Consider the following 24,690-nt stretch of genomic DNA (forward strand, 5'->3'; position numbering starts at 1 on the left):
ACACTGGTCCGGACCAGCCCTGACGGAATAACCGAATACACAATGGAGTCAATGCCATGAGCCTGACGGATACCCTGAACACGATGGTGGTCACCGTCACCGGAAAAGCCCTGAACCGCTACCGCCTCGATATTCCCTCCTGTACGGCCGATATCGACGTGGAGGATTTCAGCGGGTCGGAAGCGATGAGCGAGCTTTACAGCTACACCATCAACTTCACCAGTGCTGACAAGAACATTGATGCCCGGCAGATGCTGAGCAAGCCGGCGACCCTGACCATGGGCGCGGGTAATCTGCTCTCACTGGCGGAGCGCAAGGTGGTTCACGGGGTGGTAACCCGTTTCGAGCGTACCGGTGGTTCAGCAGATGAAGCGCAATACTGTATCGTGCTGGAACCGTTCCTCGCATTGCTAGGGAATCAGTTCCGCACCCATCGCTTTTTCGTCAACAAGTCGGTGCCGGAAGTGGTTGCAGAGGTGCTCACGGAGCATGGCCTGAAAGGCTGGGAGTATGATTTCATCCTCAAAGCCGACTATCCAAAGCGTGAGCAGATTAACCAGTACCAGGAAAACGATCTCGCTTTCATTGAACGCCTGCTGGCGGAGGTGGGGATTTTTTACTTCTTCACCCTGCAGCCTGATACCCAGACCGAAGTGGTGCACTTTGCGGACAAGCAGAGCGCCTGGACGTTTGGCAAAACGCTCCCGTTGAACAGCCCGTCAGGGGCGAATGACAATGCTGCCGACTCGGTGTGGGACGTGCATGTCTGGCATAACGTGGTGGAGCGCTCGGTGACGGCCAGCGACTATAACCACCGTGAGGCCCAGAACGTCCTGATGTCTGTGCCGGCGGACATGACCCGCGGGGACGGGGAAGGGAACACCTACGGCGATGTGTACCATTATCGCCCGCGTCACCTTGAACGTGGCGACAAAATTAACCCCGCAGCGGAAACTGGTAACTTCTGGGCACGCCTGGAGCATGAACGCTACCTTTCCACCCAGACCACTATAACTGGCAGCAGTACCGACCATACCCTGGGCCCGGCTCAGGTGTTGACTATCACCGAAACAGCTATCCCGCCGACGCTGCCGCGTGAAACCGAAAACGGTCTCGTCATCATCAGCGCGGGTTACTCTGCCAGCCGTCAGAACGCGCTGAAGGTTGAATGGGCGGCTATGCCGTACTACGAGAACCGATGTTGGCGTCCTGCTGCTAAAAAGCGCCCGGTGGTCAGCGGCACCTTGACGGCACGAGTGACCAGCGCCAAAGATAACGATATCTACGCCTGGCAGGATGCATCTGGCATGTATCGGGTGAAGTTCGATGCTGACCGCGACGATAAACGCCAGGGTATGGAAAGTATGCCGGTGCGCTTTGCCAAACCCTACTGCGGTGACAAATACGGCTTCCACTTCCCACTGATACAGGGCACTGAAGTCGCCATTGCGTTCCATGTGGGCGATCCGGATCGCCCGTATATAGCTCACGCCCTGCATGACTCCCGTCATGTCGATCACGTCACTGAAGCCAATAACACGCGCAATGTTATCCGTACAGCTGGTCTGAACAAACTGCGGATGGAGGACAAGCGCGGTGAAGAGCATATTAAACTTAGTACGGAGTACGGGGGGAAGACCCAACTTAATTTAGGGCATAACGTCAACGCGAGCAGGGTTCTTCGCGGTGAGGGCGCTGAATTACGTACGAATGACTGGGTAAGCGTTCGCGGCGGGAAAGGTATTTTGCTCACGGCTGACGCTCAGCCGGATGTCAGCGATAAGATGCTCGAAATGGACGGTGTTATCGAGCAACTGATGCAGGCGCTGACGCTGGCCAGAAGCCTGCAGACAGCAGTCAAAAGTGCCAAAGCCACACTGTCAGATATCGATGGGCAGAAAACACTGAATGATGCGCTGAAGTATCTCAAAATGCCGGGGCTTGTTGCTCATGCACCAGCTGGTATAGGCATTCTCAGTCCTGAGTCTGTCCGTCTTGCTTCTGGTGGGGCGAGCATTGGTCTGATGTCAGGAAAAAATACCGATATCAGTGCAGGGCAGTCTTTTACGGTTGCTGCCAGTGAGGCTGTGAGTCTGTTTGCCCAGGCAGCAGGAATGAAAATGTATGCAGGGGCCGGCAAGGTGGATATTCAGGCGCAAAAGGATGCCATGAATGTTTCTGCATTACAGGACATCACGATAACCAGTGGTCAGGGAAGCGTAAAGGTGAATGCCAGCCAAGAACTGATTTTAAGTTGCGGCGGCGCATATATAAAGCTTAGCGGCGGAAATATTGAGCTGGGATGCCCGGGGAATATTTTGTTGAAAGCGGCAAATGTTAATCAGACAGACCCTGCCAGTTTAGATACACCGCCTGTGACTTTCCCGAAAGGGTACAGCGAAGGGTTTACCACAACGTCATCAGCCAGCGGAGCAGTCAAGCCTTTCACCACATATAAAATTACGACGGCTGAAGGAGAGGTTTATGAGGGCATTTCCGGTGCAGAAGGAGAGACTTCTCCAATATTTACGTCTATGCCATCGCAGTTAAAAATCGAATATCCGCGAAATATTGCTGATAGCCAGGAGGGCGAATAAAAATGACTACCACAGTTTCCTCACTTTGTCGTAAAAATCCACCTGCTCCCTGTAAAGAGCAAATGCCATATTGGATCGAATTTCAACTGGTCGATGAACAGAATGATCCTGTCGCCAATATGCCATGGACTGTGGAAAGTGCCCATCCTGTTTCCGGGCCGGTGGAGGGATTCACTTATTCTGGTCAGAGCGATGCTGATGGGCTAATCAGGGTCGACATGCCGCACGGCCTAGAACTGAGACTGACTTTAGACGGTAATCAACTGGCAAAGGAAATGGAAAAACGTGCCTTGCGTGTTAGCAGGGATGCGGAAAATGATTCTGTTGTTCGCCCCAGTGCAGAAGAGAAGGGTTATATCTGGCACTATGCGGTAGTAGGCGAACTATGTCATCAGAAACCTGATTTGCAATTAAGAGAAGGGGAAGAGCTACCTTTATTCCATTTTCCGAACAGCAGTTCATTTCAGGGGGTTAAGGTCAGAACAAATGAGCTTGAAAAACGCCATGTGATTGAAATATGCCCGTTCAGAGCCTGGGAGCTTGTTCTGCATCATCAAAAGGACTATTCCATTGCGAATGGGATTAACCTTGGGGCAGCAGCAACGCTTGCTTATGCAGACGACAATACTCTGGACACCGTGTCAATTAGACGCTTTTTTATTAATCAGTGTCAGGATCTTTCCCGCTTACCCCAGCTTTATAAAGACGGTTCTGCATGGAATACGCTGGTACAGGATGTTCCCTTCAGTGAGCGATATCATCCCCCGGTGTTTATGGATACCTCACGGGATACTTCGGCTAAGGTAAACAAGAATAATTCACAGGGAACAGTACAGGCAGAGGACGATACTGCAGCAGCAAAGGCAGACGGTGATACGCAACTTTATTATGTCTATAACGCGAATAAGGTGATCGTTGCCTGGCGTGGAACGGCCAGCTTGTTTGATGTGGGGACGGATCTTGCGTTCAGACCGGTAAGTTCTGAAGCTTGTGATATAGATAAAACACTATGTACTAGCTTACTGCCTGCTGGAAAAGTGCATACCGGGTTCTGGAGTGGTTATAGTCGCGTTGAGAAGAAATTTAAAGAGGAAGTCGAAACATTAAAAGATCTGCTGGCAAATCTTAAGTTGTTTATCTGTGGGCATAGTTTAGGTGGCGCATTGGCATTAATTCATGCAGCAAAACTGAAGGACTATAACCCGATACTTTACACCTATGGAATGCCACGAACTTTTACTCGCGATGCCGTAATGCAATTATCGGAGATTACCCATTTCCGCCATGTTAATGATAATGATCCGATTCCAGCAGTACCTGCGGAGGCCAATCTGGATAATGAACTATACAAACTCTGGGGATGGCTTGGCGGTACTCTGGGCTTTTTCTGGTCAGTGGGTGAACTTCTCGCTTACCAGATGGTTGCCTGGGGAGACTGCTTCTGGCACCACGGTAATACGGTGGCCTTTCTCACCGTCACCCAGAGCAGGGAGTGGAAAGAGTGTAAGAGAGACCTGCCAACGCCGGCAGGGTGTATTCCTATCAGAAGTTCACTTCCTCTTAAGGCTAAACTTTACTTGGTGCCTGCGCTGGCGGAACAGGAGATGCAGCAGGCTGGCCAGCAGCAAAAAGAGTTTAAAGCGTCATTAACGCAGGCAGACCTGACTGACTTTTTCCCCAAAGGCAGTAATCCGGACAGAGGCGCTAATGTAAATATTTTTGAACATTTTATGACCTCCTATATGCCATATATGTATAACAAGGTGTTAGAGCTGATTGATAATGCCGGGATAGTGGAAAAGCGTACCTTTACTGAGCATCTCTATAACGTTGATTCATTCAGGGAGCAGATGGAAGAAAATAAAAATGCCATACCGGAGAAAGAGTTAGCAAGAAATAACATCTTTCTGGGTATAGAAGGGCTGCTTGGCGTATCGCTTTCCCCTACGTTGTCCATGCCGTCTGGCAACGATACGCTTTTGCGGTTTGCTCAATACGGAGAAGAGGTGATGGAAAATGTCTAATCAATCAAAAATTATTCTGCTTTCCCTGGTGTTGTTTTCCTCGGCGGGTTGCAGCATAAGTCGTGCCGTAAATAAAACGTTATCTCCACCGGCAGATACAAAATGGGTCAATATTGAAGTAAAAAACCCGTCTCAGTATACGAAACCGTTTCCGCTTGAGGTCAGGTACATCTCGTATGAATGCATGAAAAAAAGAATCAGTGGATTTGATGGCTCAGTTATCACGGAGCCCAGCTATAACGTTATTGGGATGCCCATGCAGCAAGAGGGCGGGGATATCTGGAAAGCAAAGGTTGCTATGACTGGTGGTGGCTCGTGTAAATGGACGTTGAGTGCGGTCAATTTAGGTATCGAGTATATAGACGCAACACATCTTGGCAAAGATCTTGTACCTGGTACGGCGGTAGGTGTGACGCTTGCTTTTGATAATGATGCTTCGCGTAATGGCCAATTCACCTTCTCTACAGGTGACTTAAATATTTCACCTAAATATTATCCATATATTCGGGAAAGGAAAATAGCAGAGAAAACAAAATCACTTTCTCTGTTAGGGAAAAAGAATTTCCTTTCTTATAGAGTGTCTGAATTTAGTAATATTTATTTTTACCCTGAAATTGATGAGATGAAAGTTGTTAAGTATATAGAGCCAGAAAAAAAAATTGATGGTGTGTACTCCAAGATAGTTTATCCGGACGGAAGTGTTGCCCCTGAAAGAACGCTTTTTCCTGATTTTGATAAAGTTGACAAGATGAAAGTCAATTGATTGTTTTTTCTATCGAGAATGAGATATGGCAAAAGGTCTGGTTTTACTTGGTGACAATACGTCTCATGGTGGGAAAGTAATTTCCGCCTCTTCCGCTATTACAGTCGACGGGAAAAAAGCAGCATTAGTCGGGGATATGGTGAGTTGCCCGATTGAAGGTCATGGCACAAATCCAATTGTAGAAGGATCACCGCACCGGACATTTAACGGTCGTGCTGTTGTCGTCGATGGCTGTAAATGCCAGTGCGGTTGTACGGTCATTTCAAGTACGCAGAACAGCACGGTAGGATAATCAATGGGCTGGGAAAGGACGAAAGCAGCGACAACGGAATTGCCACCTGAGCCGTCGTTTTTTGGGTGGCTGATGGCTGGTGGTGTTGCTGCTGTTGTGGGTATTTTGCTGTTTATCTTGCATGCGTCAGGCATGGTTAAGGCACTGGCTACATTCAATATCTGGTGGCTGGCAATCAGCCCCATGATTGGCTGGTTATTCCTGTTTTGTCTGCGTGGCTGGCTCTGGGGAAAAACGGTTGATGAACACCGTTTTTTGCTAAAGGAAGCTGAATACGGACAGCAGCAGTGGGAATCCTGGGCAGGGCGTTATCTGGCAGTGCTTGGCAGCAGCATACTGCTACCTTCCGGAGTGACCTCTGACGCCATTGCTAAATCTGATGCTGCAGATGCGCCGCAATTTCTTTCACTGACCAGCCATTTTGATGCGAAATCAGCGACGTCCACTTCCTTACTCGAACAGGGTCTGGCCGGTGTACAAAGCGCGATCGTGATGTTGCCTGCGACAGTGCCGTTCAATGTTACCATTGTGAGCGACTTGACTTCGCCGGACTTCGAGACCCGGTTTCGTGAATCATGGGGAAGAATTTACCCTGGTCGTGTGCTGACAGGTTCGGTTTCGTTTTGTAAAACCCTCTCTTTTGCCTGGATCGAAGAGCGCCTGAAAAATCCCGTTTTCGATATCGATCTGATCCTGATATTGCAGCTTCAGGGTGCTGAACAGTATTCCGATGCACTCGCAGCGATGGTACTTACCAGCGATGATGTTGCTGAAAAATACCAGCTTTCACACTCTGCCCGCATATTGCGACCGATGCCGCTGGACATGACTAATTTCAGGGCTGATATAGGTTTGTTCCTCGAAACACAAACGATCGCCTGTCAGACGTCAAACGTGTTTTGTGATTACGGGCACTGGAATGGCTGGTTTGCTGATCTAATGACCGCGTCTCAATCGCATCTGACACCGTGGGTACCGCAGGAAATTGAAGTACTGGAAAAATATAACGGTATTCCGGGGGCTGGTAGTGCATGGCTTTTAGCCGCATTGCTCTCCGATATCACATTGGTTGGTCAGGTACCTGTTTTAGGCCTGTTTACTTCCGGAACTGACCGTTTTGTCAGTACCGTTACTTCAGGGAGCAATAATAATGACGCCGGTTAGTTCATGGAGCAGAGGAGGGCTTGCCGGCATCGTAGCCCTGATCTCACTCGCTATACTGGGCTTGATCCTGCATTTTGGTCCTCAATATGGACTTGATACACGCCTGAAACAGGCGATGGCATTTGTGGTTATTTGGCTTATTCTGCTGATTATTCGCTACACGCCGTTCATGTTTCGGTTAATGCGGGAAAAGTACCATCGCTGGCGAGAACAGAAGAACAATGCGTTGCCTTCTGATGAATCAAGAGTTGCCCGGACTCCGCCACGCAATGTCACCGTTGATACCATCCGCCTCGCCATGCGCAACCTCTACGGTCGCCGCTGGGGCTGTAAAACGCGCATTCTGCTGATAACTGGCACCGCCGCTGAAGTGGAGCAACTGACACCTGGCCTGACGGGTCAGCTCTGGCAGGAAGACCGGGGCACGCTGCTGCTGTGGGGCGGCGACCTCAATACCCCAGCCGACAGTGCCTGGCTGACCGCGCTGCGCAAACTGCGCCGTCGCCCGGTGGATGGTCTGGTGTGGGTGACCTCGGCGTTCGACCAGCTTTCAGCGCCGGGACTGGAGCAGCCGCTGCCGGTGCCGTCTGAAAGCACCATGGACTCCCTGTCTCATGCCATCAGCGCCCGTATGGAAACGCTTGGCTGGAAACTCCCCCTGTATGTCTGGTCCCTGCACCCGCGCGCCGGTCAGCCGGAAGGCCGCACCGTGCAGGCGACAGGCTGTCTGCTGCCTGCCGGTTGTCGTACCGAAGGACTGGCAGAACAACTTTCTGCCCTGACGTCAGATTTGACCTCGCAGGGTCTGCAACAGACCTGTGATGATGTTAAACACAACTTCCTGCTGACGCTTGCCGACCAGCTCATTCGTGAACCGGAGAGCGTGACTGCGCCATTGTCGGTGATGCTAAACCCGTATCGCCCACTGCCGCTGGCCGGATTGGTATTCAGTCAGCTTTCTGCCGGTGCTGAACGTGCCGTGCAGCATCACTGGGGTATGGATAAGCGCTGGGATGTACTGCCTGAATCTGTCGGGATGCTTCCTGTCGCGCTGCGCCCCATGAAGCCGGGCATTCCGTGGCGCAGGGTGTTGGCTTCTGCTGCTGCGCTTACGATGGTGAGCTGGGCTGTGTGGATGAGTGTCGCGTATGTCACCAACCGTAACCAGATTGCTGGCGCAAATGCTCAGGCATCTCTTGCCGCTCGAGAGAATCAGCCGCTGGAGCAGCGCCTGCACGCGCTGTCGGAATTGCAGAAGACCCTGGCCCGTCTGCAGTACCGCGCTGAGCACGGCGTGCCGTGGTATGAGCGTGCCGGGCTGAGCCAGAATAACGCGCTACTGACCGCTCTCTGGCCCCGTTATCAGGACAGTGCGCAGCCGCTGCTGCGCGATGCCGCCGCAGACCATCTGCAGAAGCAGGTCAGTGCCTTTAATGCGCTGCCGCCGGGTAGCCCGTTGCGTGAGCAGATGGCAAAAAAAACGTATGACCAGCTGAAGCTCTACCTGATGCTGGCGCGTCCGGAGCATATGGATGCAGCCTGGTTCAGCTCTGCTTTGCTGAGCGACTGGCCGAAGCGTAACGGTGTGAAAGACGGCGTCTGGCGGGGGATGGCTTCCTCTTTGTTGGCGTTCTGGGGCGATCGGCTGATTGCGCACCCGGAGTGGAAACTCCGTGCCGATGAAAACATGGTCAGCCAGGCGCGTTCCCTGCTGGTTCGCCTGATGGGGGTGCGCAACAGCGAGTCGACCCTGTATCAAAAGATGCTCTCACAGGTGTCACATCTGTACGTCGATATGCGCCTTGAAGATATGACCGGTGATACCGACGCTTCCCGCCTGTTCAGTACCACAGAAATCGTACCGGGAATGTTTACCCGACAGGCCTGGGAACAGGCCGTGCAGCCTGCCATCGAAAAGGTGGTTAAGGCGCGCCGGGACGAACTCGACTGGGTGCTCACGGACAACAAGCGTCAGGTAAACAAACAGGACGAGACCTCACCGGAAACGCTGAAAAAGCGCCTGACGGAGCGTTATTTCGCAGATTTTGGCGGGGCCTGGCTGGAATTCCTCAACAGCCTGCGCTGGAATCAGGCCGCGACGTTGTCGGATTCCATTGACCAGCTGACCCTGATGGCCGATGTGCGTCAGTCACCTCTGGTGGCGCTGATGAATACCCTGAATGTGCAGGGGCGTACCGGGCAGACTGGCGAAGCCATTTCGGATTCCCTGGTAAAATCAGCAAAGAATCTGCTCGGTGGTGATAACAAAGATGCCATTGACCAGAGTGCCGGCGTTCACGGTCCGCTGGATGCGACCTTTGGTCCGGTACTGGCGCTGATGGACAAAAACCGGACAGGTACACAGGAACTGAGCCTGCAGTCGTACCTGACCCGTGTGACGCAGGTGCGTCTGCGCCTGCAGCAGGTCACCAATGCGGCAGACCCACAGGCAATGACCCAGACCATTGCCCGGACCGTATTTCAGGGCAAAGCGGTTGACCTCACCGAAACCCGCGACTACGGCAGCCTGATTGCCGCCGGTCTGGGGCTGGAGTGGAGTGGTTTTGGGCGAACGGTGTTTGTGAACCCGATGGAGCAGGCCTGGCAACAGGTGCTGACACCAGCCGCCGACAGCCTCAATGCCCAGTGGCGGCAGGCGGTGGTAGCTGAGTGGAACAGCGCCTTTGGTGGTCGTTATCCGTTTAATAATTCCAGCAGTGATGTTTCCCTGCCGCTGTTGGCTAAATACCTCAATGCCGATTCCGGGCGTATCGCACAGTTCCTGCAGACTCGTCTCAAAGGTGTGCTGCACAAAGAGGGTAACCACTGGGTACCGGACAGCATCAACTCGCAGGGGCTGGCCTTTAACCCGGCGTTCCTCAACGCCATCAACACCCTGAGTCACATCTCGGATGTCGCCTTCACTGAAGGCAATGCCGGGATGAACTTCGATCTGCGACCTGGCACCGCCAGTGGCGTAATGCAAACCGACATGACTATCGACAGCCAGAAGCTGACCTATATGAACCAGCTGCCGGAGTGGAAACGATTTACCTGGCCTGCTGATACTGAAGCCCCGGGGGCCAATCTTAGCTGGATTAGCACGCAGGCTGGCACCCGCCAGTACGCCGATATTCCGGGTGCCTGGGGCTGGATACGCCTGCTCGATAAGGCTGCGGTCAAGGCTTATCCGGGCGTGGGCAGCAGCTACAGCCTGAGCTGGAAGGCACAGGATGGTCGTACGCTCAATTACACCCTGCGTACCGAAGCCGGCGAGGGTCCGCTGGCGCTGCTGAAACTGCGTAATTTCCGTCTTCCGGAAACCATCTTCAGCACTACCGGAGTTGCACCATCAGACCAGGTCGCCAGTGCGAACAGTGATGCAGAGGAGGTTTACTGATGAGCACGCTCAATGCCTTACTCAGTGCCTGCCAGACAGAACAGGAACCATTGTTTGTAGCAACCCGTGAACGTGTAGCGCAGTGGGAAAGCTGGCTGCAGCCGCTGTCCGGGCAATCGTCCGCTGGTGAAGACCCGGGCTATGACGATGACTTCCAGCAGATGCGTGAAGAGGTCAATAAACTCTCCGGTGCGGATACCGAACTCATCTGCCGGCTGGCAGAGAAGTTGCTGACCACGACCGCCAAAGATATCCGTGTGGCAACATACTACTGCTGGGCGAAGCTACACCGCGAAGGTGAGCAGGGGCTGGCCGAAGGACTCGAGTTGCTGGCTGGTCTGCTGGAGCGCTTTGGACCACAGTTGCACCCGCAGCGTGACCGCAGCCGTAAGGCGGCACTGGAATGGCTGGCCGGGTCGCGTATGACCGACTCACTTTCCCTGTACCCGGAAGTGGTCAGAATCGATGCGATGCGAACCACTGGTGCGCTGCTGATGATATCACAGCTTATTGAGAATGAGCCGGATGAAACCCGTCCCGAACTCAATGCGCTTTATAGTACGCTGGAAAGTCGTCTGCAGAAAGCGGGAGGTGTGGATGCGATGGCACCGCAGAATGCCAGTACCAGCGAAACCCCTTCGGCTGCCAGTTACAGCGATGCCCCGGCCATCGGGCGGATCACCTCCGGTCAGGATTTGCTGGCCCAGGCCCGCACCCTCACCGAATATCTGCGCGAGCAGCCGGACGGCTGGCTGTCAGCACACCATCTGATGAAGAGCCTGCGGCACGACACCCTGCGGGCCATCCCGGCCCCGGATGCGCAGGGGCGCACACGCATTGAGCCGCCAAGGGCGGATCAACGCGCGTTACTCAAACGTCTCTACCTGCAGCAGAACTGGGCTGAAATGCTGGAAACGGCCGACAGCACCTTTTCCCGCGGTGCCAATCACCTGTGGCTGGATTTGCAGTGGTATATCCACCAGGCGTTGACAAAATCCGGTAGGGATACGCTGGCCGACATTGTTGTCGCTGACCTGAAAGGGCTGCTGACCCGTCTGGCCGGGCTTGAAACGCTGGCGTTCAGTGACGGTACCCCCTTTGCGGATGAAGTGACGCTGAACTGGATCCAGCAGAGCGTGCTTGATACCACTGGTGGGTGGGACAACGATACGCCCTCAGCCCCGGCCACCGCCGGTAACGACGACATTCTGGCGCTGGAGCCGGAAGCCGTGGCGCTGGCCGACAGTGAAGGCCCGGATGCCGCGCTGGGCTGGTTGCAGACCCGGCCGGGCATGACCACCGATCGTCAGAAGTGGCTGTTGCGTCTGCTGATGGGACGAATTGCCGAGCAGTACGGTAAAAATGACCTGGCGGTGCACCTGTTTGCTGAGCTGGGTGAGCGTGCCCGTGTAGTGACCCTCAGTGACTGGGAGCCTGAGCTGTTGTTCGAGGTACAGGCCCGCCATCTGAAACTCCTGCGCCTGAAAGCCGGTCGCAGTGAGGCTGATAAGGCCCGCCTTACGCCAGTAATGGACCAGTTACTGGCCGGACTGATCGCCGTCGATCCAGCCCGTGCCGCCGTGCTTTGCGGTTAAATCCACAGGAACAGAAATAAATGGAAGATTTGACCCTGCGTTATTACGACGCAGAAATGCGCTACCTGCGTGAAGCCGCGAAAGAGTTCGCTCAAACCCATCCCGATCGCGCAGCAATGCTCGACCTGGATAAGGCCGGCACACCCGATCCGTATGTTGAACGGTTGTTCGAAGGCTTTGCTTTCTCAATGGGACGGCTACGGGAGAAGATCGACGACGACCTGCCGGAACTGACCGAAGGGCTGGTCAGTATGCTCTGGCCACATTACCTGCGCACCATTCCGTCACTCTCGGTGGTTGCGTTCACGCCTGCGCTTCAGACTGTTAAGATGGCAGAAGTGATGCCCGCGGGTCTGGAAGTATACTCCCGCCCGGTGGGGCCGAAAAACACGGTCTGTCGCTACCGCACTACCCGCGATGTGATGCTCAACCCGCTGAATATCTCTGGGGTGACCATGACCACTGAGCCGGACGGGCGCTCGCTGCTGCGGATGCGTTTTGCCTGCAGCAACCAGGCGGACTGGTCCCATGCTGATCTCAGCCACCTCAGTTTGTATCTCGGGGCGGATGCCCCGGTCAGCAGCCAGCTGCATCTGATGCTGACCAAACGACAGGCTGCCCTGTATATGCGACTGCCCGGGCAGACCGACCGTATTCGCCTCGACGGGTATTTCTCGCCGGGTGGTTTTGCGGAGGAAGACAGCCTGTGGCCGAAGGGCGATACCGCCTTCAGTGGTTACCAGCTGCTGCTGGAGTATTTCACCTTCCGTGACAAGTTTATGTTTGTCCACCTCAATGGCCTGGATGGCATTACACCGCCTGCCGGAGCGGAGTATTTCGACATCGAAGTCGTGTTCAGCACACCGTGGCCATCAGAGCTGCCGGTCACCGATGACGCGGTTCGTCTGCACTGTGTGCCGGTGATTAACCTGTTCACACTGGAAGCTGACCCGCTCACCATTACCGGGCTTGAAAGTGAGTACCTGCTGCGCCCCAAACGTCTGCAGGACGGACACACCGAGATTTATTCGGTGGATTCGGTGACAGGCTCAAACCGGACCAGTGACGCAGAGTATGTGCCGTTCAGCAGCTTCAGGCACAAGGGCGGGATGATGCGCCGTCATGCACCACCCCGTTACTACCACACCCGCGTGAAGCGCAGCGTGACCGGGCTCTATGACACCTGGCTTATCCTTGGGGGGCACCAGTGGGAAGAGGACCGCCTGTTTGAGCGTGAAGCCGTATCGCTGCAAATCACCGGCACCAACGGCCAGCTGCCGCGCCGTGCACTACAGAGTACGCTGCTTGACCGCTGTGAGCAGGTGGTCAGTACACAACTTTCAGTACGCAATCTCTGCAAACCAACGCTGCCAGTCTATCCGCCTTCCGAAGACCGTTTTCACTGGCGGGTTCTGAGCCACCTGGGATCCGGTTTCCTGAACATGATGAGTACCGCCGAAGTGCTGCGCGGGACGCTTGCGCTCTACAACTGGCAGGAAGATGAACTGAACACCCGACGTCTGGAGGCGATTCAGCATGTAGAGCACCATCGCCTTCAACGTTTTGAACAGGGCTACCTGCTTCGGGGGCTGGATATCGAAGTGACCCTCGACAGCAACGGCTTCACCGGTGAGGGCGATATTCACCTGTTCGGTGAAATGCTCAACCGGTTCTTTGCGCTGTATGCCGATATGAACCAGTTTAACCAGCTCACCCTCATTGTTCAGCCAGAAGGAAAATGCATCCGGTGGAAAGAGAATCACAGTCCGCGTCTGCCCGGCTGATAGCGCAACTGGGGGACCGGCTGCCATATATCAACTTTTACCGCTTCTGCCAGTTGCTGGAGCAGAGCCAGCCGGAAAAACCGGTTACGGGCAGTACCTGGCAGGTACGTCATGAACCGGTACGCTTCCGACCCCATTCGGGGATGGGGTTTCCGGCATCTGAAGTCAAAGGGATTGAGCAGTCTGAGCATTCGCATCTGCCGCCGACGGTACGCATCACCTTTATGGGGCTCTACGGCGTGGAGTCCCCGCTGCCAACGCACTATATCGATGACATCACCCAGCGCCGGGAAGGGTATGAGGCCACCGCGGATTTCCTCGATATCTTCAACCACCGGCTGATTGCCCAATACTACCGTATCTGGCGTAAATATTCATACCCGGCGACTTTCGAAGAAGGCGGTAAGGACAAAACCTCGCAGTACCTACTGGGACTGGCCGGGCTCGGGATTAACGGCTGCACGGACAGTATCGCGACCCCGGCTTCGCGCTTTCTGGCACTCCTGCCGGTCATGTTACTGCCGGGGCGTACCGCAGAAGGCATGGCCTCGCTGGTGCGCCTGCTGGCACCCAACACGCAGGCGAAAATCTGGCACCATGACAAACGCCGTGTGCCGCTGAAGAAGCCACTGACCATGAGCGTCAGCCAGCCCGTCACCCTGACAAACCGACCGGTGATGGGCAACTATGCCACCGACGTAAACAGTCAGGTGCTGATGCGTCTGACCACCACTGACCCGGCAGAAGTGCAGGACTGGTTACCGGGCGGGGAGCTTCACACGGATTTAATGGCACTGCTGCACGTGTATCTTGGGTCTCGCCTGGATGTCCGCCTGCAACTGAGTGTCGACCGTAGCCTGCTGCCTGACGCGACCATGAGCAGTAAACCCAACGCAGGGGCGGTGCAACTGGGCCGCACTGCCGTGATGCGACCGCTGAATGTGGCCAAGACCGCATCACACCCAAAAACAATCACCATTAATCTGGGCCGCTATGAGCGGGTACAGGAAAATATTCACCGCAGGGAGACCGATGAAGATGGCGATTACCGCTGGTAAATTTTCTCTGGCTGCACTGGCCGCTGGTATCACCTTGATGCTGGCGGGGTGCGGGCTGACTCAAAAAGTGACGGACGGCACCGTTGCTGTGACCAAATCGATATTTTATAAGCAGATAAAGACCCTGCATCTGGATATTCGGGCCCGCGAGGCCGTTAACAGCAATGCGCGTGGGGTTGCGCTTTCGACGGTGGTGCGTATTTACCAGTTGAAGGACCGCAAGACCTTCGACAGCACGGACTACCCGTCACTGTTTAAAGCTGACAGTCAGGCCATCAGGGTGGACCTGGTGGCAGAGAAAGATATCCGCCTGCAACCGGGTGGGGCGGTGATGGTGGATATGCCGATGGATGAAAATGCGCAGTATGTCGCAGTGGCTGGCATGTTTATGTCGCCGGACCAGGTGAACAACACCTGGCGGGTGGTGCTGAGCCGTGATGACCTCGATCCGGATAAAGCCCGGGTGATTGAGGCCGGTAACAACCGCCTGACCCTGAAGGCGCTGAAAGATGAATGAAATTCCGCGTCCGTCGCTGTATGAAACGCTCTTTGGCAACTTCACCGGTGGTCTCGACCTTCATCTGGTCAGCGAGCAGAACCAGGTCATATTGTCGGTGCTCGATAATATGCAGCGTATCCTCAACTGTCGCGCCGGGACGCTGGCGCATCTGCCTGACTATGGCCTGCCGGATATGACCAAAATCCTGCAAGGGATGCCGGGTACCGCCCATGAGCTGATGGGAACCCTGTCTGAGGTGCTGCTGAAATATGAGCCCCGTCTGAAAAAAATAGCGGTCGTTCTGCTTGAGCAGGACATTCCGGGCGAGCTGCGCTATGCCATTGATGCCGAGCTGAAGGGCGTTGGCCTTGTGCGCTATGGCACCGAGTTTATGCCGGAGGGGCGGGTAATGTTACGCCATCTTAAGCAACAGCAGTATCTTGACACCGCAACCCGTCTGTAAGGCCAGATAAAACCATGTCAGTAAAATCACAGTTTCTCGAAAAATTGCAGACCAGACAGTCTGCTCTGGCTTCATCTGTCAGTAAGTCTCAGGCCGATATTGCGGAGTTTTGCCAGCGAATGACACAACTTCAGGAGCAGATGGACGTGTGGCTGGAGGGGACGGGGTTGAATGTGGAGACGTTTACCGTCTCTGTCACAGACCTGCTGGTGGAGGGCGGGGCTTTTGATATTGCCGCCCTCGTTCTGCGTATTGACGACCGGTCTGTAAAATTTGTGCCGGTATTCCTGTATGGTCAGTGTGTAACCGGGTGCGTGGAGGCGACCTTCCATAATGGAGGACTCGTGGCGCCTCTGGGGCGATTATTTATGCGGTCAGGCACGGTGAACTACTGGACCTTTGTTCCACCTGGTGCTTTATCCCCCTCCGGGCAGGGTTTTGATGAGAGCACATTTTTTGGTTTGATTCTGGCTCTCCTTCCATAGCGGAGCCGGAATGAGTAATAGTTTGTTTGCCTGTCTGTCATTGCATAATTACCTGGCGAAACAGTTAATGGCTGACGGAGAACAGAGCCACAAAATAACGAAATAAGTCACGGATATAGAAATGAGAAAATTAATCTTTCTTCTGGTCTCAGGGATACTGTTTACGGCACAAGCCGATGCTGCGCGTGGAAGGCAGCCCTGCTCAGGTTCAAAAGGCGGTATAGCGCACTGCACATCGGATGGTCGCTTTGTCTGTAATGACGGGAGTCTGAGTCAGTCGAAACGATTTTGTTCCGGGTATGGTTCCTCAGAAACCAGCAATCCGGTAAGACCATCTACATCCACTCGCAAAGCTAAGACGAAAAAAGTGACAACTGCGAGAAAGCAGGAACCGCAATGTGTTGCAGAAAACGACGAACCGGTCAGTTCTCAACCCCGACAGCCCACTTGCGCTCCCCTCTATATGGCCAACAAGCCCGGATACACTCATTTACCGATTTGCTCAGGGAATCAGTATTAATTTGATATGGAAAAGATTCTATTCCCGTTATTCAGATTAAATCGCTAAATAGCTGCGCGGAATAGTAGATCACTTAAAGGGAACTCAGCCCGGATTGTGCGATCTGATCAATCGCCAAACCAACCAAAATCACCAACCGGACTGAGCGATGTCGATCATAGCACCAATACCCCGTGGCGAACGACGCCTGATGAAGAAAGCTATTCATAAAACGCGCGATAAAAATCATGCCCGCAGACTCACAGCCATGCTGATGCTTCATAGGGGTGAACGGGTCAGCGATGTTGCCAGAACACTCTGTTGTGCTCGTTCATCCGTTGGTCGCTGGATTAACTGGTTTACGCACTCAGGTATTGAAGGCCTGAAATCCTTACCCCCAGGACGCTCCCGACGCTGGCCTTTTGAGCATATCTGCACCCTGTTACGTGAACTAATAAAACATTCTCCCGGTGATTTTGGTTATCAACGTTCACGCTGGAGCACCGAATTACTGGCAATAAAAATCAATGAGATAACCGGGTGTGCATTACATGCCGGGACTGTGCGTCGCTGGCTGCCCTCTGCCGGACTGGTATGGCGCAGGGCAGCACCAACGTTGTGTATCCGCGATCCTAATAAGGATGAAAAAATGGCTGCAATCCATAAAGCACTGGGCGAATGCAGCGCAGAACACCCGGTCTTTTATGAAGATGAAGTGGATATCCATAAAAGCCGTGAAACACAGCGCTGGCTAAAGAAAAATCCAAAATTCAGGGTTATTTACCAGCCTGTTTACTCACCGTGGGTGAATCACGTTGAGCGGTTATGGCAGGCACTTCATGACACGATAACCCGAAACCATCAATGCCGTTCAATGTGGCAGTTGCTGAAAAAGGTAAGGTATTTTATGACAACCACCAGTCCATTCCCCGGAGGTAAACATGGTCTGGCAAAAGTGTAGCGGTATTAGGCGCAGCTATTTAGAATAAAAATAAGAAAGGAAAGAAATAAAACATGGCACGAAGAAAAAAAGATGACAATGCTGCGGGTATTATTCTGGTTATTATTGGTGTCATTGCCTGGGGTATTTATGTCACGGTAAGAGCATTAATTAATCTTAATGAGCGATTTATTGAATCGGTGTCGAATCCGGCAGGAATCATCGGTCTGTTCTTTGGCTTACTGATAGCCGTTGTGCTGATAATCCGGGTTTTCATTTACCGGGGCTTCCGGAAGAAAACAGCGGAGCTTGAACAGGCCATATCGGACCTGGCCCAGAAAGAGAAAACCTTTGACGAAACGGTCAGTACTGAAGTGGCTCGTGTCCTGTATCAGGAAAAGAAACAGCTTTCCGGCCAGTGGGATGACTTTCACAATGCCAGAAATAAAGCCTCCCGGGCACTGCAGCGTATTGTGGACTCCGCGTATAATTTCAGAGTCAAAACACTGCTTTCCGGTACCACGATAAATAACTGGCAAAGTAAGTACGACCAGCTCAGAAAAGAGAGAGACGCTTATGCTGCTATAAGCGAGAAAATCACCTTTCTGGAACTTGAAGATAATGCCGACTGGGAAGGCGTAAAACAGCAGTTTCTGGATAAGGTCGTCATGCTGGAAAAAGCGCAGGAAGAAAAAGAATACCAGGCTGAGCTCAAGCGTCAGATGCGGGAAGAGAAACAGCGTCAGGATGAGATGGAGCAGCAGCAGCGTGAAGCGGAAGAGGAGGAGCAACGCCTTGCTGAGCAGCAGCGTTTACTGGACGAAGCTCTGCTCGCCGCTGAAGGTGCGCACCGGGAAGAGCTGGAAAGACAGCGTCTGGAGCTGGAGCAGAAAATCCAGGACGTGCATCAACAGTATGAACGCGCCAAATCCATGGCCCAGCTCACGAAGCAGGGACATGTGTATGTAATTTCGAATATCGGCTCCTTCGGTGAAAACGTCTTCAAAATCGGTATGACCCGACGGCTGGAGCCTATGGAGCGTGTGAAAGAACTGAGCGGGGCAGCCGTGCCGTTTGATTTTGACGTCCACGCCATGATTTCCTGCGATGACGCCCCTGCGCTTGAAAAGACCCTGCATGACCATCTGGAACGCTACCGGATTAACCGGGTTAACCTGCGTAAGGAGTTTTTCCGGGTCGAGCTCAGCCGGATTATCGATGAGGTGGAGCGTCATCACGGGCAGGTTGAATATATTGCTGACCCGGTGGCGCTACAGTATCTGCAGAGTCTCGAATATGCAGAAAGCGAAGCCGCATAACATCATATTCTCAAATTTTGACAGCGGAACTATTGCAGGGCTCCGCTGATGGACTGCACATAAGTGGATAACATTGTATGGCGAAATTAATGACGTCCCTGACGCTATGTTCAGGGAGAATGACGCACGGGGAGCGCCGTGTAGCCCAGCGTCTTGAATCACATCTCGCGGAGGACTGCCTTGTCTGGTATGACATTCCTGTGGGGCGGGAATACAGGCATCCTGATTTTGTTATTATCGATCCCGCAAACGGCCTTATTTTTCTTGAAGTCAAAGACTGGAAGCTGAGCACCCTTCAGCATATTGACCCGCAGACTGTGACTCTCCTGACTGCACAGGGACAAAAACAGGAACAAAATCCGCTGGTACAGGTCAGGGAGTATGCCTGTGCGACCGTCGAATCGTTATCCCGTCAACCGAAACTGCAGCAAAATACCGGCCTGTACAAAGGTAAGCTCAATATTGCCTGGGCTTATGGTGTTGTTTTTACCAATATCACCCGCCAACAACTGACCTCCCTCTCAGCCGACGGGGCAGTGGAATCCATATTTCCCCAGGCACTGACGATTTGTCAGGATGAAATGACTGAGTCTGTCTCTGTTTCCGCGTTTCGTTCTAAACTTTCGGGATTGTTTACCACCCGTTTCAGACCGGCAGTCACTCCGGCTGTCAGGGATATTCTACGCCAGCACCTGTTCCCGGAGATTGCGATTCGGACGAAGAAAAAAAGTAATCAGGTCTGCAGGGTAATGGACCTGCAGCAGGAGGTTCTGGCCCGTAATCTCGGGGAAGGGCACCGCGTCATACATGGCGTGGCGGGTTCCGGCAAGACACTTATTTTACTCTACCGTTGTCTGTATCTTTCAGAAACGACAACGCGTCCTGTATTAGTGCTGTGTTTTAATATTATCCTGGCAAACTATATCCGTGAATGCATTGCCGAAAGAGGGCTGTCGGATAAAGTGCACGTGTATCATTTCCACGACTGGTGCGCGAGTGCTGCACGAAAATTCAAACTCAATGTGAGCCGGGAAGGGCTGTTCTTTGATAACTGTTTTACCGCCCTGGAAAATGCGGTTAACAGCGGCGCCGTGACAGACAGTGGTTATGATGCCGTGCTGATTGACGAGGGACATGATTTCGACCGGCGCTGGCTTTCATTAATCGCCCGACTGTTTGATAACACAACCCGTTCGCTGTTGCTGATGTACGATGATGCCCAGTCACTGTACCGACGTGAGAGAGCACTTAACTTTTCGCTGGCGAGTGTGGGTATCCAGGCCCAGGGGCGCACGTCTGTCCTTCGGGTTAACTATCGTAATCCCTGCCGCATTCTCAATTTCGCTTACGCCTTCTCACGCGACTATTTTGACAGTCATCATAATCAGGAGCTCCCTCTGGTGCTGCCGGAAGCCTGCGGAGAGGAGGGTGATATTCCTGATATTGAATTATGCCAGTCTGAAGCGGAGGAGGCCCGTCGTGTTGTGGGATGGCTGAAGGAGCAACACGCGGTTGCGGGCCGCTGGGGAGATATGGCTGTGCTGTGCCCGACACGTTATTCAGCAGACAGGCTCACCGTATTGCTGGAACAGCATAAGATACCCACCGCCATTAGCTTTACCTCCGGGGATAAAAAATCCTATTCACATCGTGACGATGTTGTACATCTCATGACCTTCCAGAGCAGTAAAGGTCTCGAATTTCCTTACGTTGCCGTCATCAATGCGTCTTTTGTTCATAAAGGTGCTGAGGATGAGTCGGAAGCCATTCCGGCGCTTTATGTTGCGTTTACCCGTGCGACGCGTTCGCTGCTGGTGACCTGCAACAAAGAAAACAGCATCAGTCGTCAACTGACAAAATTTGCCGGCGTGGATTTGCAGGAGCAACAGGATGACTATGCATAAAACGTTAAAAACCGGTGGTGACCCGCGCACGCTACCGGATTATGCCGCCCTGCGTGATGAGCTGAGTAAGCTGACACATCCGGCTCGCCCGGATGTGAACTGGCATTATGTTGAGAAACTCTGCCTCTCACTGTTCGGGCAGAACGGAGTGGAGCTACAGACTACGGCCTGGTATACGCTTGCACGTACGCAACTGGCCGGCTTATTCGGGCTCAATGAAGGGTTGACGATACTCGAGACATTGATACGTCATCAGTGGGGGGCACTGTGGCCTCAGCCAGTCCATGCCCGGATGGAAATCCTCAGCAGTCTGAGTCAGCGCCTGCAGCAACGAATGCGTTCGCTCCCGCTGAATTACAGTGACCTCAGCCAATTGTACCGGGCAGAGCAGTTGCTTGCCGCTCTGGGAGAGGTGCTGCAGCGTCTGGAGCTTAAGCATCTGAGCCAGCTCGATACGTTGCGTACTCAGATGCACAACTGTGCTGTCCGGTTGGAAAACAGCGATGGTATAACCGGCACCGGGTCGAATATTAAGCCGGGTATCGTGTTGCCTGCCACAGTGATGAATGATGTGACAGCATCCACGAGAGACTTCGCTGGTGGACCGGATGAAGATACGCCAGAGAGTGCAGTGAAGTGGGTTTACGTTGCGGAACCGGAACAGCAGCCGAACGTGGAGGTGTTGTCGACAACGCCTGCACCGGTTAAACAGTGGAAGTCCTTTGCTGCCGGCATGTGTACCATGCTGGTGGTAAGTGCAGCAACGGTATGGAGCTGGCATTTTCTTCACCGGCCAGACCCGCTACAGACTCAGCTTGCGGCATCCCTGGCACCGTTACCCGCACCACTTACAGCAGAACAACTGGATTTGTTGCGTCAGCAGACTACCTTACCGAAGGATCTTATCGCCCAGACACAGCAGCAACTTGCCCGGCTGGATAAATTACCTCCTGACTGGAATATCACTTACGCCAGAAAACTTATCGAACAGGTTCAGTCGTTGTGGCCGGAGCAGGCTAAGCCTCTGACACAGCATTGGCAGCAACAGGTTAACGTCTCAACATTGTCAACTGATGCAATGAATGGATGGCATGAGGGTATGCTCAAACTGCAGGAGCTGACGGTACAGCTCAATACTCTGGATAGGCAAAAAGGAAAGTATATTACCGTCAGCGAGCTGAAATCACAGATGTTTGCTGCTACCCAGGCATTCAGTAAAACAGTGCCCGTTGAAGAACAGCTGCGGCAGATGAGCATTCGGGAAAACTCAGGGATGATCCCGTCCGAGCAAAAAATCCAGACAGAGCTGCGCCTGAAGCAGTTAATCACTAGCTACTCGACGGTGACGGCAGGCCAGTAGGCTGTTACCCGCATTTTGTTATTGTGAAAAAATACACTGGGTTGATCAGATTACTGTCAATGTCTGCTGACAGAATTTGCAACAGAGCTATCACCGGAGTAAGGATAAGATCCGATGTCAGAGAAGACGCGGCGAGGCCGAAACCATCTGTCCCCATGGACAGTAAAAGAGATGAGTTATCTTGAAAATAATTATGGAAAATTTTCTGCTCAGGACATCGGTGATACGTTGGGGAGAAGCGCAGGAGCCGTGAGAGGACTGGCGCGAAAATTAGGGTTATCCACTCCCCGGCCCCCGGTGTGGCCGGAAGAGGAACTGGCGCTTATTCGTGGGAATTATTGCAAGGGTATTACTTTTGTTCATTCGCTTCTGCCAGGGAGAACAATATATGCAATTCGCATTCAGGCAAGCCTAATGGGCGTGACGAACTCCTCCTGGGGCGACGAGGAGCTGCGGTATCTTGAGGCGCATCATGGCAGTATACCCATTGTGGGAATAGCGGCATCGCTGGGCCGGAGCGCCAAGGGCGTCGCTGATATGGTCAGAAAAATGGGCCAGGCAAAGCGACCTGAAACCGTCAACGTTCCCTGGACAGAGCGGGAACTGGAAATATTGCGGGCTCATTACGGTTCTGGCGCATGGATCACGCGTGTACAAGCCCTGCTTCCGGGACGTACTAAGGGAGCAATAGGTATACAGGCACATAAAATGGGGGTAAGAGAGTCTCTGAACTGGTCACCTGAAGAAATCGAAATGTTGCGAGAATACTATCCTTACCCAGGTTCAGACGTTGCCAAAAAGTTACCCCACCGAACTGTGGCAGCAATTAAAAATCAGGCCAGACGACTGGGAATTAAGAAATTTCATAACAGAAAAACGATTTTCTAATTCAATGTGAAGGAAGTTTAGGGATGACAAAAATATGCATCTAAGTGTATCTGTAAAGCCAGCGATATTGTTCGTTGAAAAAGCATAAACTAATACAAGTAAGAATGGAAGGCTAACTTTTAATTACATATAGAGGTTATGAATTAATGAGGATTCTCTCTTATAATCCTGGTCATGATGGTGCTGTGGCATTTCTGGAGAATGGGCGGTTAATTATGTCTATTGAAGCAGAAAAAGATTCTAATCATCGCTATTCTCCACTGGGTATTTCAGACGTATTAGATGCTATTGGTGAAATCGACGATATACCAGATGTAATTTGCGCAGGAGGATGATGGCCCCGGGATCATGATGAATATTTAAATGGTTCGAAAATTAACGTTGGTTATCGGGGTATATCAGATACAGATGTCATGGTTTCAGAAAGACGATTCCTAAAGAAGAAAATTAAATATTTTTCGTCTTCTCACGAGCGAGCACACATACTTTGTGCATTTGGCATGTCAGACTTACCAAAAGGAACATCCTGTTATGCTTTGGTATGGGAGGGAGGAATCGGAGCATTCTACGAATTAGATGCAGATCTGAATATAACGCTCATTGGCGATGTTCAAAATCAGCCTGGTAACCGCTATGGTATTGTTTATGGGTTAGCCGATCCTGGCTTTTCCAAAGACAGTGCCTACCCTCGCTTCTCAGATGCCGGGAAACTTATGGCGTTAGCATCTTTTTCAAAGAGAAGTATAGCGTCTCCGGAAGAACAAGAACTCATCGACTTTCTGTTGAATGGCCCAGCCAGAAAACTTAGCGACTATGCGAATATTGAAAAAGCTTCGCACTATAATGTTGGTCTGGACGATAAAGAATTTCGTAACTTTACCGGGATATATAGTGATGCACTGTTTAATGTTTTTTATCAGTTTGCAAAAGACAACTTAAAGAAAAGGCAACCACTTATTATTGCTGGTGGATGCGGTCTGAACTGTGACTGGAATACTAAATGGAGGGGGACAAACCTTTTTTCTGAAGTTTTCGTTCCTCCTGTAGCTAACGATTCCGGTGTTGCTATAGGCACTGCGATTGATGCTCAGTTCTATTTTACAGGTAATCCTAAGATTGAATGGGATGTTTACAGCGGATTAGATTTTAGATCGGATAATACATTCTGCTCAGAGAAATATGACGTCTATAATGTCGACAATGATCAGATTGCTGATATGTTGGCTAACGATCTCATCCTTTGTTGGGTGAATGGAAAATATGAAATAGGTCCACGCGCGCTGGGCAACAGGTCCATCCTTGCTGCTCCTTTTCAGGAAAGTACCAGGGTTCGTTTAAACGAAATCAAACAACGTGAACAATTTCGCCCAATTGCTCCAGTTTGTCTTTTGGAGGACGCTGAAAAGTGGTTCGGCTGTAATAACGAAAGCCCATATATGCTCTTTACGCATAGAGCAAAGACTGAAGCCCTTGCAGCAGTCACGCATGTTAATGGTACTGCGCGTATTCAGACTGTTACAACTGCAACAAATAGTAATCTTCATAAATTACTTTCAGCATTTAAGAATCGGACTGGTTATGGTGTCTTGTGCAATACATCTCTCAACTTCAATGGGAAAGGCTTTATAAACAATATCTGAATCGCCACGGATAATC

The 24,690-nt window shown here is 52.3% G+C and carries 20 protein-coding genes; all 20 read left to right on the plus strand.

Annotated features, from left to right (window positions below; all coding sequences use genetic code 11):
- Positions 1-56 precede the first annotated feature (56 nt).
- The 20 genes from AB1287_RS20675 (at position 57) to AB1287_RS20765 (ending at position 24,674) form a co-directional block, all read left to right on the plus strand.
- The gene (locus AB1287_RS20675) at positions 57-2,597 is read left to right on the plus strand and encodes a type VI secretion system Vgr family protein (RefSeq protein ID WP_435618924.1); all 2,541 of its coding nucleotides are present in this window, start codon (positions 57-59) and stop codon (positions 2,595-2,597) included.
- A 2-nt stretch (positions 2,598-2,599) separates the two neighbouring features.
- Positions 2,600-4,621: a lipase family protein gene (locus AB1287_RS20680; RefSeq protein ID WP_435618925.1), complete on the plus strand. Its 2,022-nt coding sequence runs from the start codon at positions 2,600-2,602 to the stop codon at positions 4,619-4,621.
- Positions 4,614-5,384: a hypothetical protein gene (locus AB1287_RS20685; RefSeq protein WP_435618926.1), complete on the plus strand. Its 771-nt coding sequence runs from the start codon at positions 4,614-4,616 to the stop codon at positions 5,382-5,384. Before AB1287_RS20680 ends, AB1287_RS20685 begins: the two co-directional genes overlap by 8 nt.
- A 25-nt stretch (positions 5,385-5,409) precedes the next feature.
- The gene (locus tag AB1287_RS20690) at positions 5,410-5,676 is read left to right on the plus strand and encodes a PAAR domain-containing protein (protein WP_435618927.1); all 267 of its coding nucleotides are present in this window, start codon (positions 5,410-5,412) and stop codon (positions 5,674-5,676) included.
- Between the two features lie 3 nt (positions 5,677-5,679).
- Complete coding sequence (locus AB1287_RS20695; RefSeq protein WP_435618928.1) at positions 5,680-6,840, plus strand: hypothetical protein; 1,161 nt, start codon at positions 5,680-5,682, stop codon at positions 6,838-6,840.
- Positions 6,827-10,240, plus strand: a complete 3,414-nt coding sequence (locus AB1287_RS20700) for an ImcF-related family protein (protein ID WP_435618929.1) — start codon at positions 6,827-6,829, stop codon at positions 10,238-10,240. The genes AB1287_RS20695 and AB1287_RS20700 overlap by 14 nt, the downstream gene beginning before the upstream one ends.
- Entirely contained in the window at positions 10,240-11,835 is a 1,596-nt protein-coding gene (gene tssA, locus AB1287_RS20705) for a type VI secretion system protein TssA (RefSeq protein WP_435618930.1), read from the plus strand. The genes AB1287_RS20700 and tssA overlap by 1 nt, the downstream gene beginning before the upstream one ends.
- A gap of 20 nt (positions 11,836-11,855) precedes the next feature.
- On the plus strand, positions 11,856-13,619 hold the full coding sequence (gene tssF / locus AB1287_RS20710) for a type VI secretion system baseplate subunit TssF (RefSeq protein ID WP_435618931.1): 1,764 nt from the start codon (positions 11,856-11,858) through the stop codon (positions 13,617-13,619).
- Positions 13,574-14,677, plus strand: a complete 1,104-nt coding sequence (gene tssG / locus AB1287_RS20715; RefSeq protein ID WP_435618932.1) for a type VI secretion system baseplate subunit TssG — start codon at positions 13,574-13,576, stop codon at positions 14,675-14,677. The genes tssF and tssG overlap by 46 nt, the downstream gene beginning before the upstream one ends.
- Complete coding sequence (gene tssJ, locus AB1287_RS20720) at positions 14,658-15,194, plus strand: type VI secretion system lipoprotein TssJ (RefSeq protein WP_435618942.1); 537 nt, start codon at positions 14,658-14,660, stop codon at positions 15,192-15,194. Before tssG ends, tssJ begins: the two co-directional genes overlap by 20 nt.
- Positions 15,187-15,639: a type VI secretion system baseplate subunit TssE gene (tssE, locus tag AB1287_RS20725; protein WP_435618933.1), complete on the plus strand. Its 453-nt coding sequence runs from the start codon at positions 15,187-15,189 to the stop codon at positions 15,637-15,639. The genes tssJ and tssE overlap by 8 nt, the downstream gene beginning before the upstream one ends.
- Positions 15,640-15,653: 14 nt before the next feature.
- Positions 15,654-16,124, plus strand: coding sequence for a hypothetical protein (locus AB1287_RS20730; RefSeq protein WP_435618934.1), 471 nt, complete (start codon positions 15,654-15,656; stop codon positions 16,122-16,124).
- Positions 16,125-16,245: 121 nt separating this feature from the next.
- Positions 16,246-16,644: a hypothetical protein gene (locus AB1287_RS22505; RefSeq protein WP_436799856.1), complete on the plus strand. Its 399-nt coding sequence runs from the start codon at positions 16,246-16,248 to the stop codon at positions 16,642-16,644.
- A gap of 148 nt (positions 16,645-16,792) precedes the next feature.
- A complete protein-coding gene (locus tag AB1287_RS20735) occupies positions 16,793-17,584 on the plus strand; it encodes an IS630 family transposase (RefSeq protein ID WP_435618935.1) in 792 nt (263 codons plus the stop codon).
- Positions 17,585-17,637: 53 nt separating this feature from the next.
- On the plus strand, positions 17,638-18,882 hold the full coding sequence (locus tag AB1287_RS20740) for a GIY-YIG nuclease family protein (protein ID WP_435618936.1): 1,245 nt from the start codon (positions 17,638-17,640) through the stop codon (positions 18,880-18,882).
- Positions 18,883-18,959: 77 nt separating this feature from the next.
- A complete protein-coding gene (locus AB1287_RS20745; protein ID WP_436799857.1) occupies positions 18,960-20,786 on the plus strand; it encodes a 3'-5' exonuclease in 1,827 nt (608 codons plus the stop codon).
- Positions 20,773-22,146 carry a VasL domain-containing protein gene (locus tag AB1287_RS20750; RefSeq protein WP_435618937.1) on the plus strand — a complete coding sequence of 458 codons (1,374 nt, stop codon included), beginning with the start codon at positions 20,773-20,775 and terminating at the stop codon, positions 22,144-22,146. Before AB1287_RS20745 ends, AB1287_RS20750 begins: the two co-directional genes overlap by 14 nt.
- A 171-nt stretch (positions 22,147-22,317) precedes the next feature.
- Positions 22,318-23,034, plus strand: a complete 717-nt coding sequence (locus AB1287_RS20755; RefSeq protein WP_435618938.1) for an SANT/Myb-like DNA-binding domain-containing protein — start codon at positions 22,318-22,320, stop codon at positions 23,032-23,034.
- 146 nt (positions 23,035-23,180) lie between these two features.
- Positions 23,181-23,369 (plus strand): hypothetical protein, encoded by a 189-nt coding sequence (locus AB1287_RS20760; protein ID WP_435618939.1) that lies wholly within the window; start codon positions 23,181-23,183, stop codon positions 23,367-23,369.
- 78 nt (positions 23,370-23,447) lie between these two features.
- A complete protein-coding gene (locus AB1287_RS20765) occupies positions 23,448-24,674 on the plus strand; it encodes a carbamoyltransferase C-terminal domain-containing protein (RefSeq protein ID WP_435618940.1) in 1,227 nt (408 codons plus the stop codon).
- Positions 24,675-24,690 lie beyond the last annotated feature (16 nt).

Origin of the sequence: Scandinavium sp. UTDF21-P1B (assembly GCF_040750395.1) — a bacterium.
Taxonomy (GTDB): Bacteria; Pseudomonadota; Gammaproteobacteria; order Enterobacterales; family Enterobacteriaceae; genus Scandinavium.

Excerpts from the sequence above, each read along its gene's own strand:
- AB1287_RS20675 (WP_435618924.1), top strand. The coding sequence starts at position 57 with ATGAGCCTGACGGATACCCTGAACACGATGGTGGTCACCGTCACCGGA.
- AB1287_RS20680 (WP_435618925.1), top strand. The coding sequence starts at position 2,600 with ATGACTACCACAGTTTCCTCACTTTGTCGTAAAAATCCACCTGCTCCC.
- tssE (WP_435618933.1), top strand. The coding sequence starts at position 15,187 with ATGAATGAAATTCCGCGTCCGTCGCTGTATGAAACGCTCTTTGGCAAC.
- AB1287_RS22505 (WP_436799856.1), top strand. The coding sequence starts at position 16,246 with ATGAGAAAATTAATCTTTCTTCTGGTCTCAGGGATACTGTTTACGGCA.
- AB1287_RS20765 (WP_435618940.1), top strand. The coding sequence starts at position 23,448 with ATGGTTTCAGAAAGACGATTCCTAAAGAAGAAAATTAAATATTTTTCG.
- AB1287_RS20735 (WP_435618935.1), top strand. The coding sequence starts at position 16,793 with ATGTCGATCATAGCACCAATACCCCGTGGCGAACGACGCCTGATGAAG.
- AB1287_RS20730 (WP_435618934.1), top strand. The coding sequence starts at position 15,654 with ATGTCAGTAAAATCACAGTTTCTCGAAAAATTGCAGACCAGACAGTCT.
- AB1287_RS20745 (WP_436799857.1), top strand. The coding sequence starts at position 18,960 with ATGGCGAAATTAATGACGTCCCTGACGCTATGTTCAGGGAGAATGACG.
- AB1287_RS20760 (WP_435618939.1), top strand. The coding sequence starts at position 23,181 with ATGAGGATTCTCTCTTATAATCCTGGTCATGATGGTGCTGTGGCATTT.
- AB1287_RS20690 (WP_435618927.1), top strand. The coding sequence starts at position 5,410 with ATGGCAAAAGGTCTGGTTTTACTTGGTGACAATACGTCTCATGGTGGG.
- AB1287_RS20695 (WP_435618928.1), top strand. The coding sequence starts at position 5,680 with ATGGGCTGGGAAAGGACGAAAGCAGCGACAACGGAATTGCCACCTGAG.
- AB1287_RS20700 (WP_435618929.1), top strand. The coding sequence starts at position 6,827 with ATGACGCCGGTTAGTTCATGGAGCAGAGGAGGGCTTGCCGGCATCGTA.
- tssA (WP_435618930.1), top strand. The coding sequence starts at position 10,240 with ATGAGCACGCTCAATGCCTTACTCAGTGCCTGCCAGACAGAACAGGAA.
- tssJ (WP_435618942.1), top strand. The coding sequence starts at position 14,658 with ATGGCGATTACCGCTGGTAAATTTTCTCTGGCTGCACTGGCCGCTGGT.
- AB1287_RS20740 (WP_435618936.1), top strand. The coding sequence starts at position 17,638 with ATGGCACGAAGAAAAAAAGATGACAATGCTGCGGGTATTATTCTGGTT.
- tssF (WP_435618931.1), top strand. The coding sequence starts at position 11,856 with ATGGAAGATTTGACCCTGCGTTATTACGACGCAGAAATGCGCTACCTG.
- AB1287_RS20755 (WP_435618938.1), top strand. The coding sequence starts at position 22,318 with ATGAGTTATCTTGAAAATAATTATGGAAAATTTTCTGCTCAGGACATC.
- AB1287_RS20750 (WP_435618937.1), top strand. The coding sequence starts at position 20,773 with ATGACTATGCATAAAACGTTAAAAACCGGTGGTGACCCGCGCACGCTA.
- tssG (WP_435618932.1), top strand. The coding sequence starts at position 13,574 with ATGCATCCGGTGGAAAGAGAATCACAGTCCGCGTCTGCCCGGCTGATA.
- AB1287_RS20685 (WP_435618926.1), top strand. The coding sequence starts at position 4,614 with ATGTCTAATCAATCAAAAATTATTCTGCTTTCCCTGGTGTTGTTTTCC.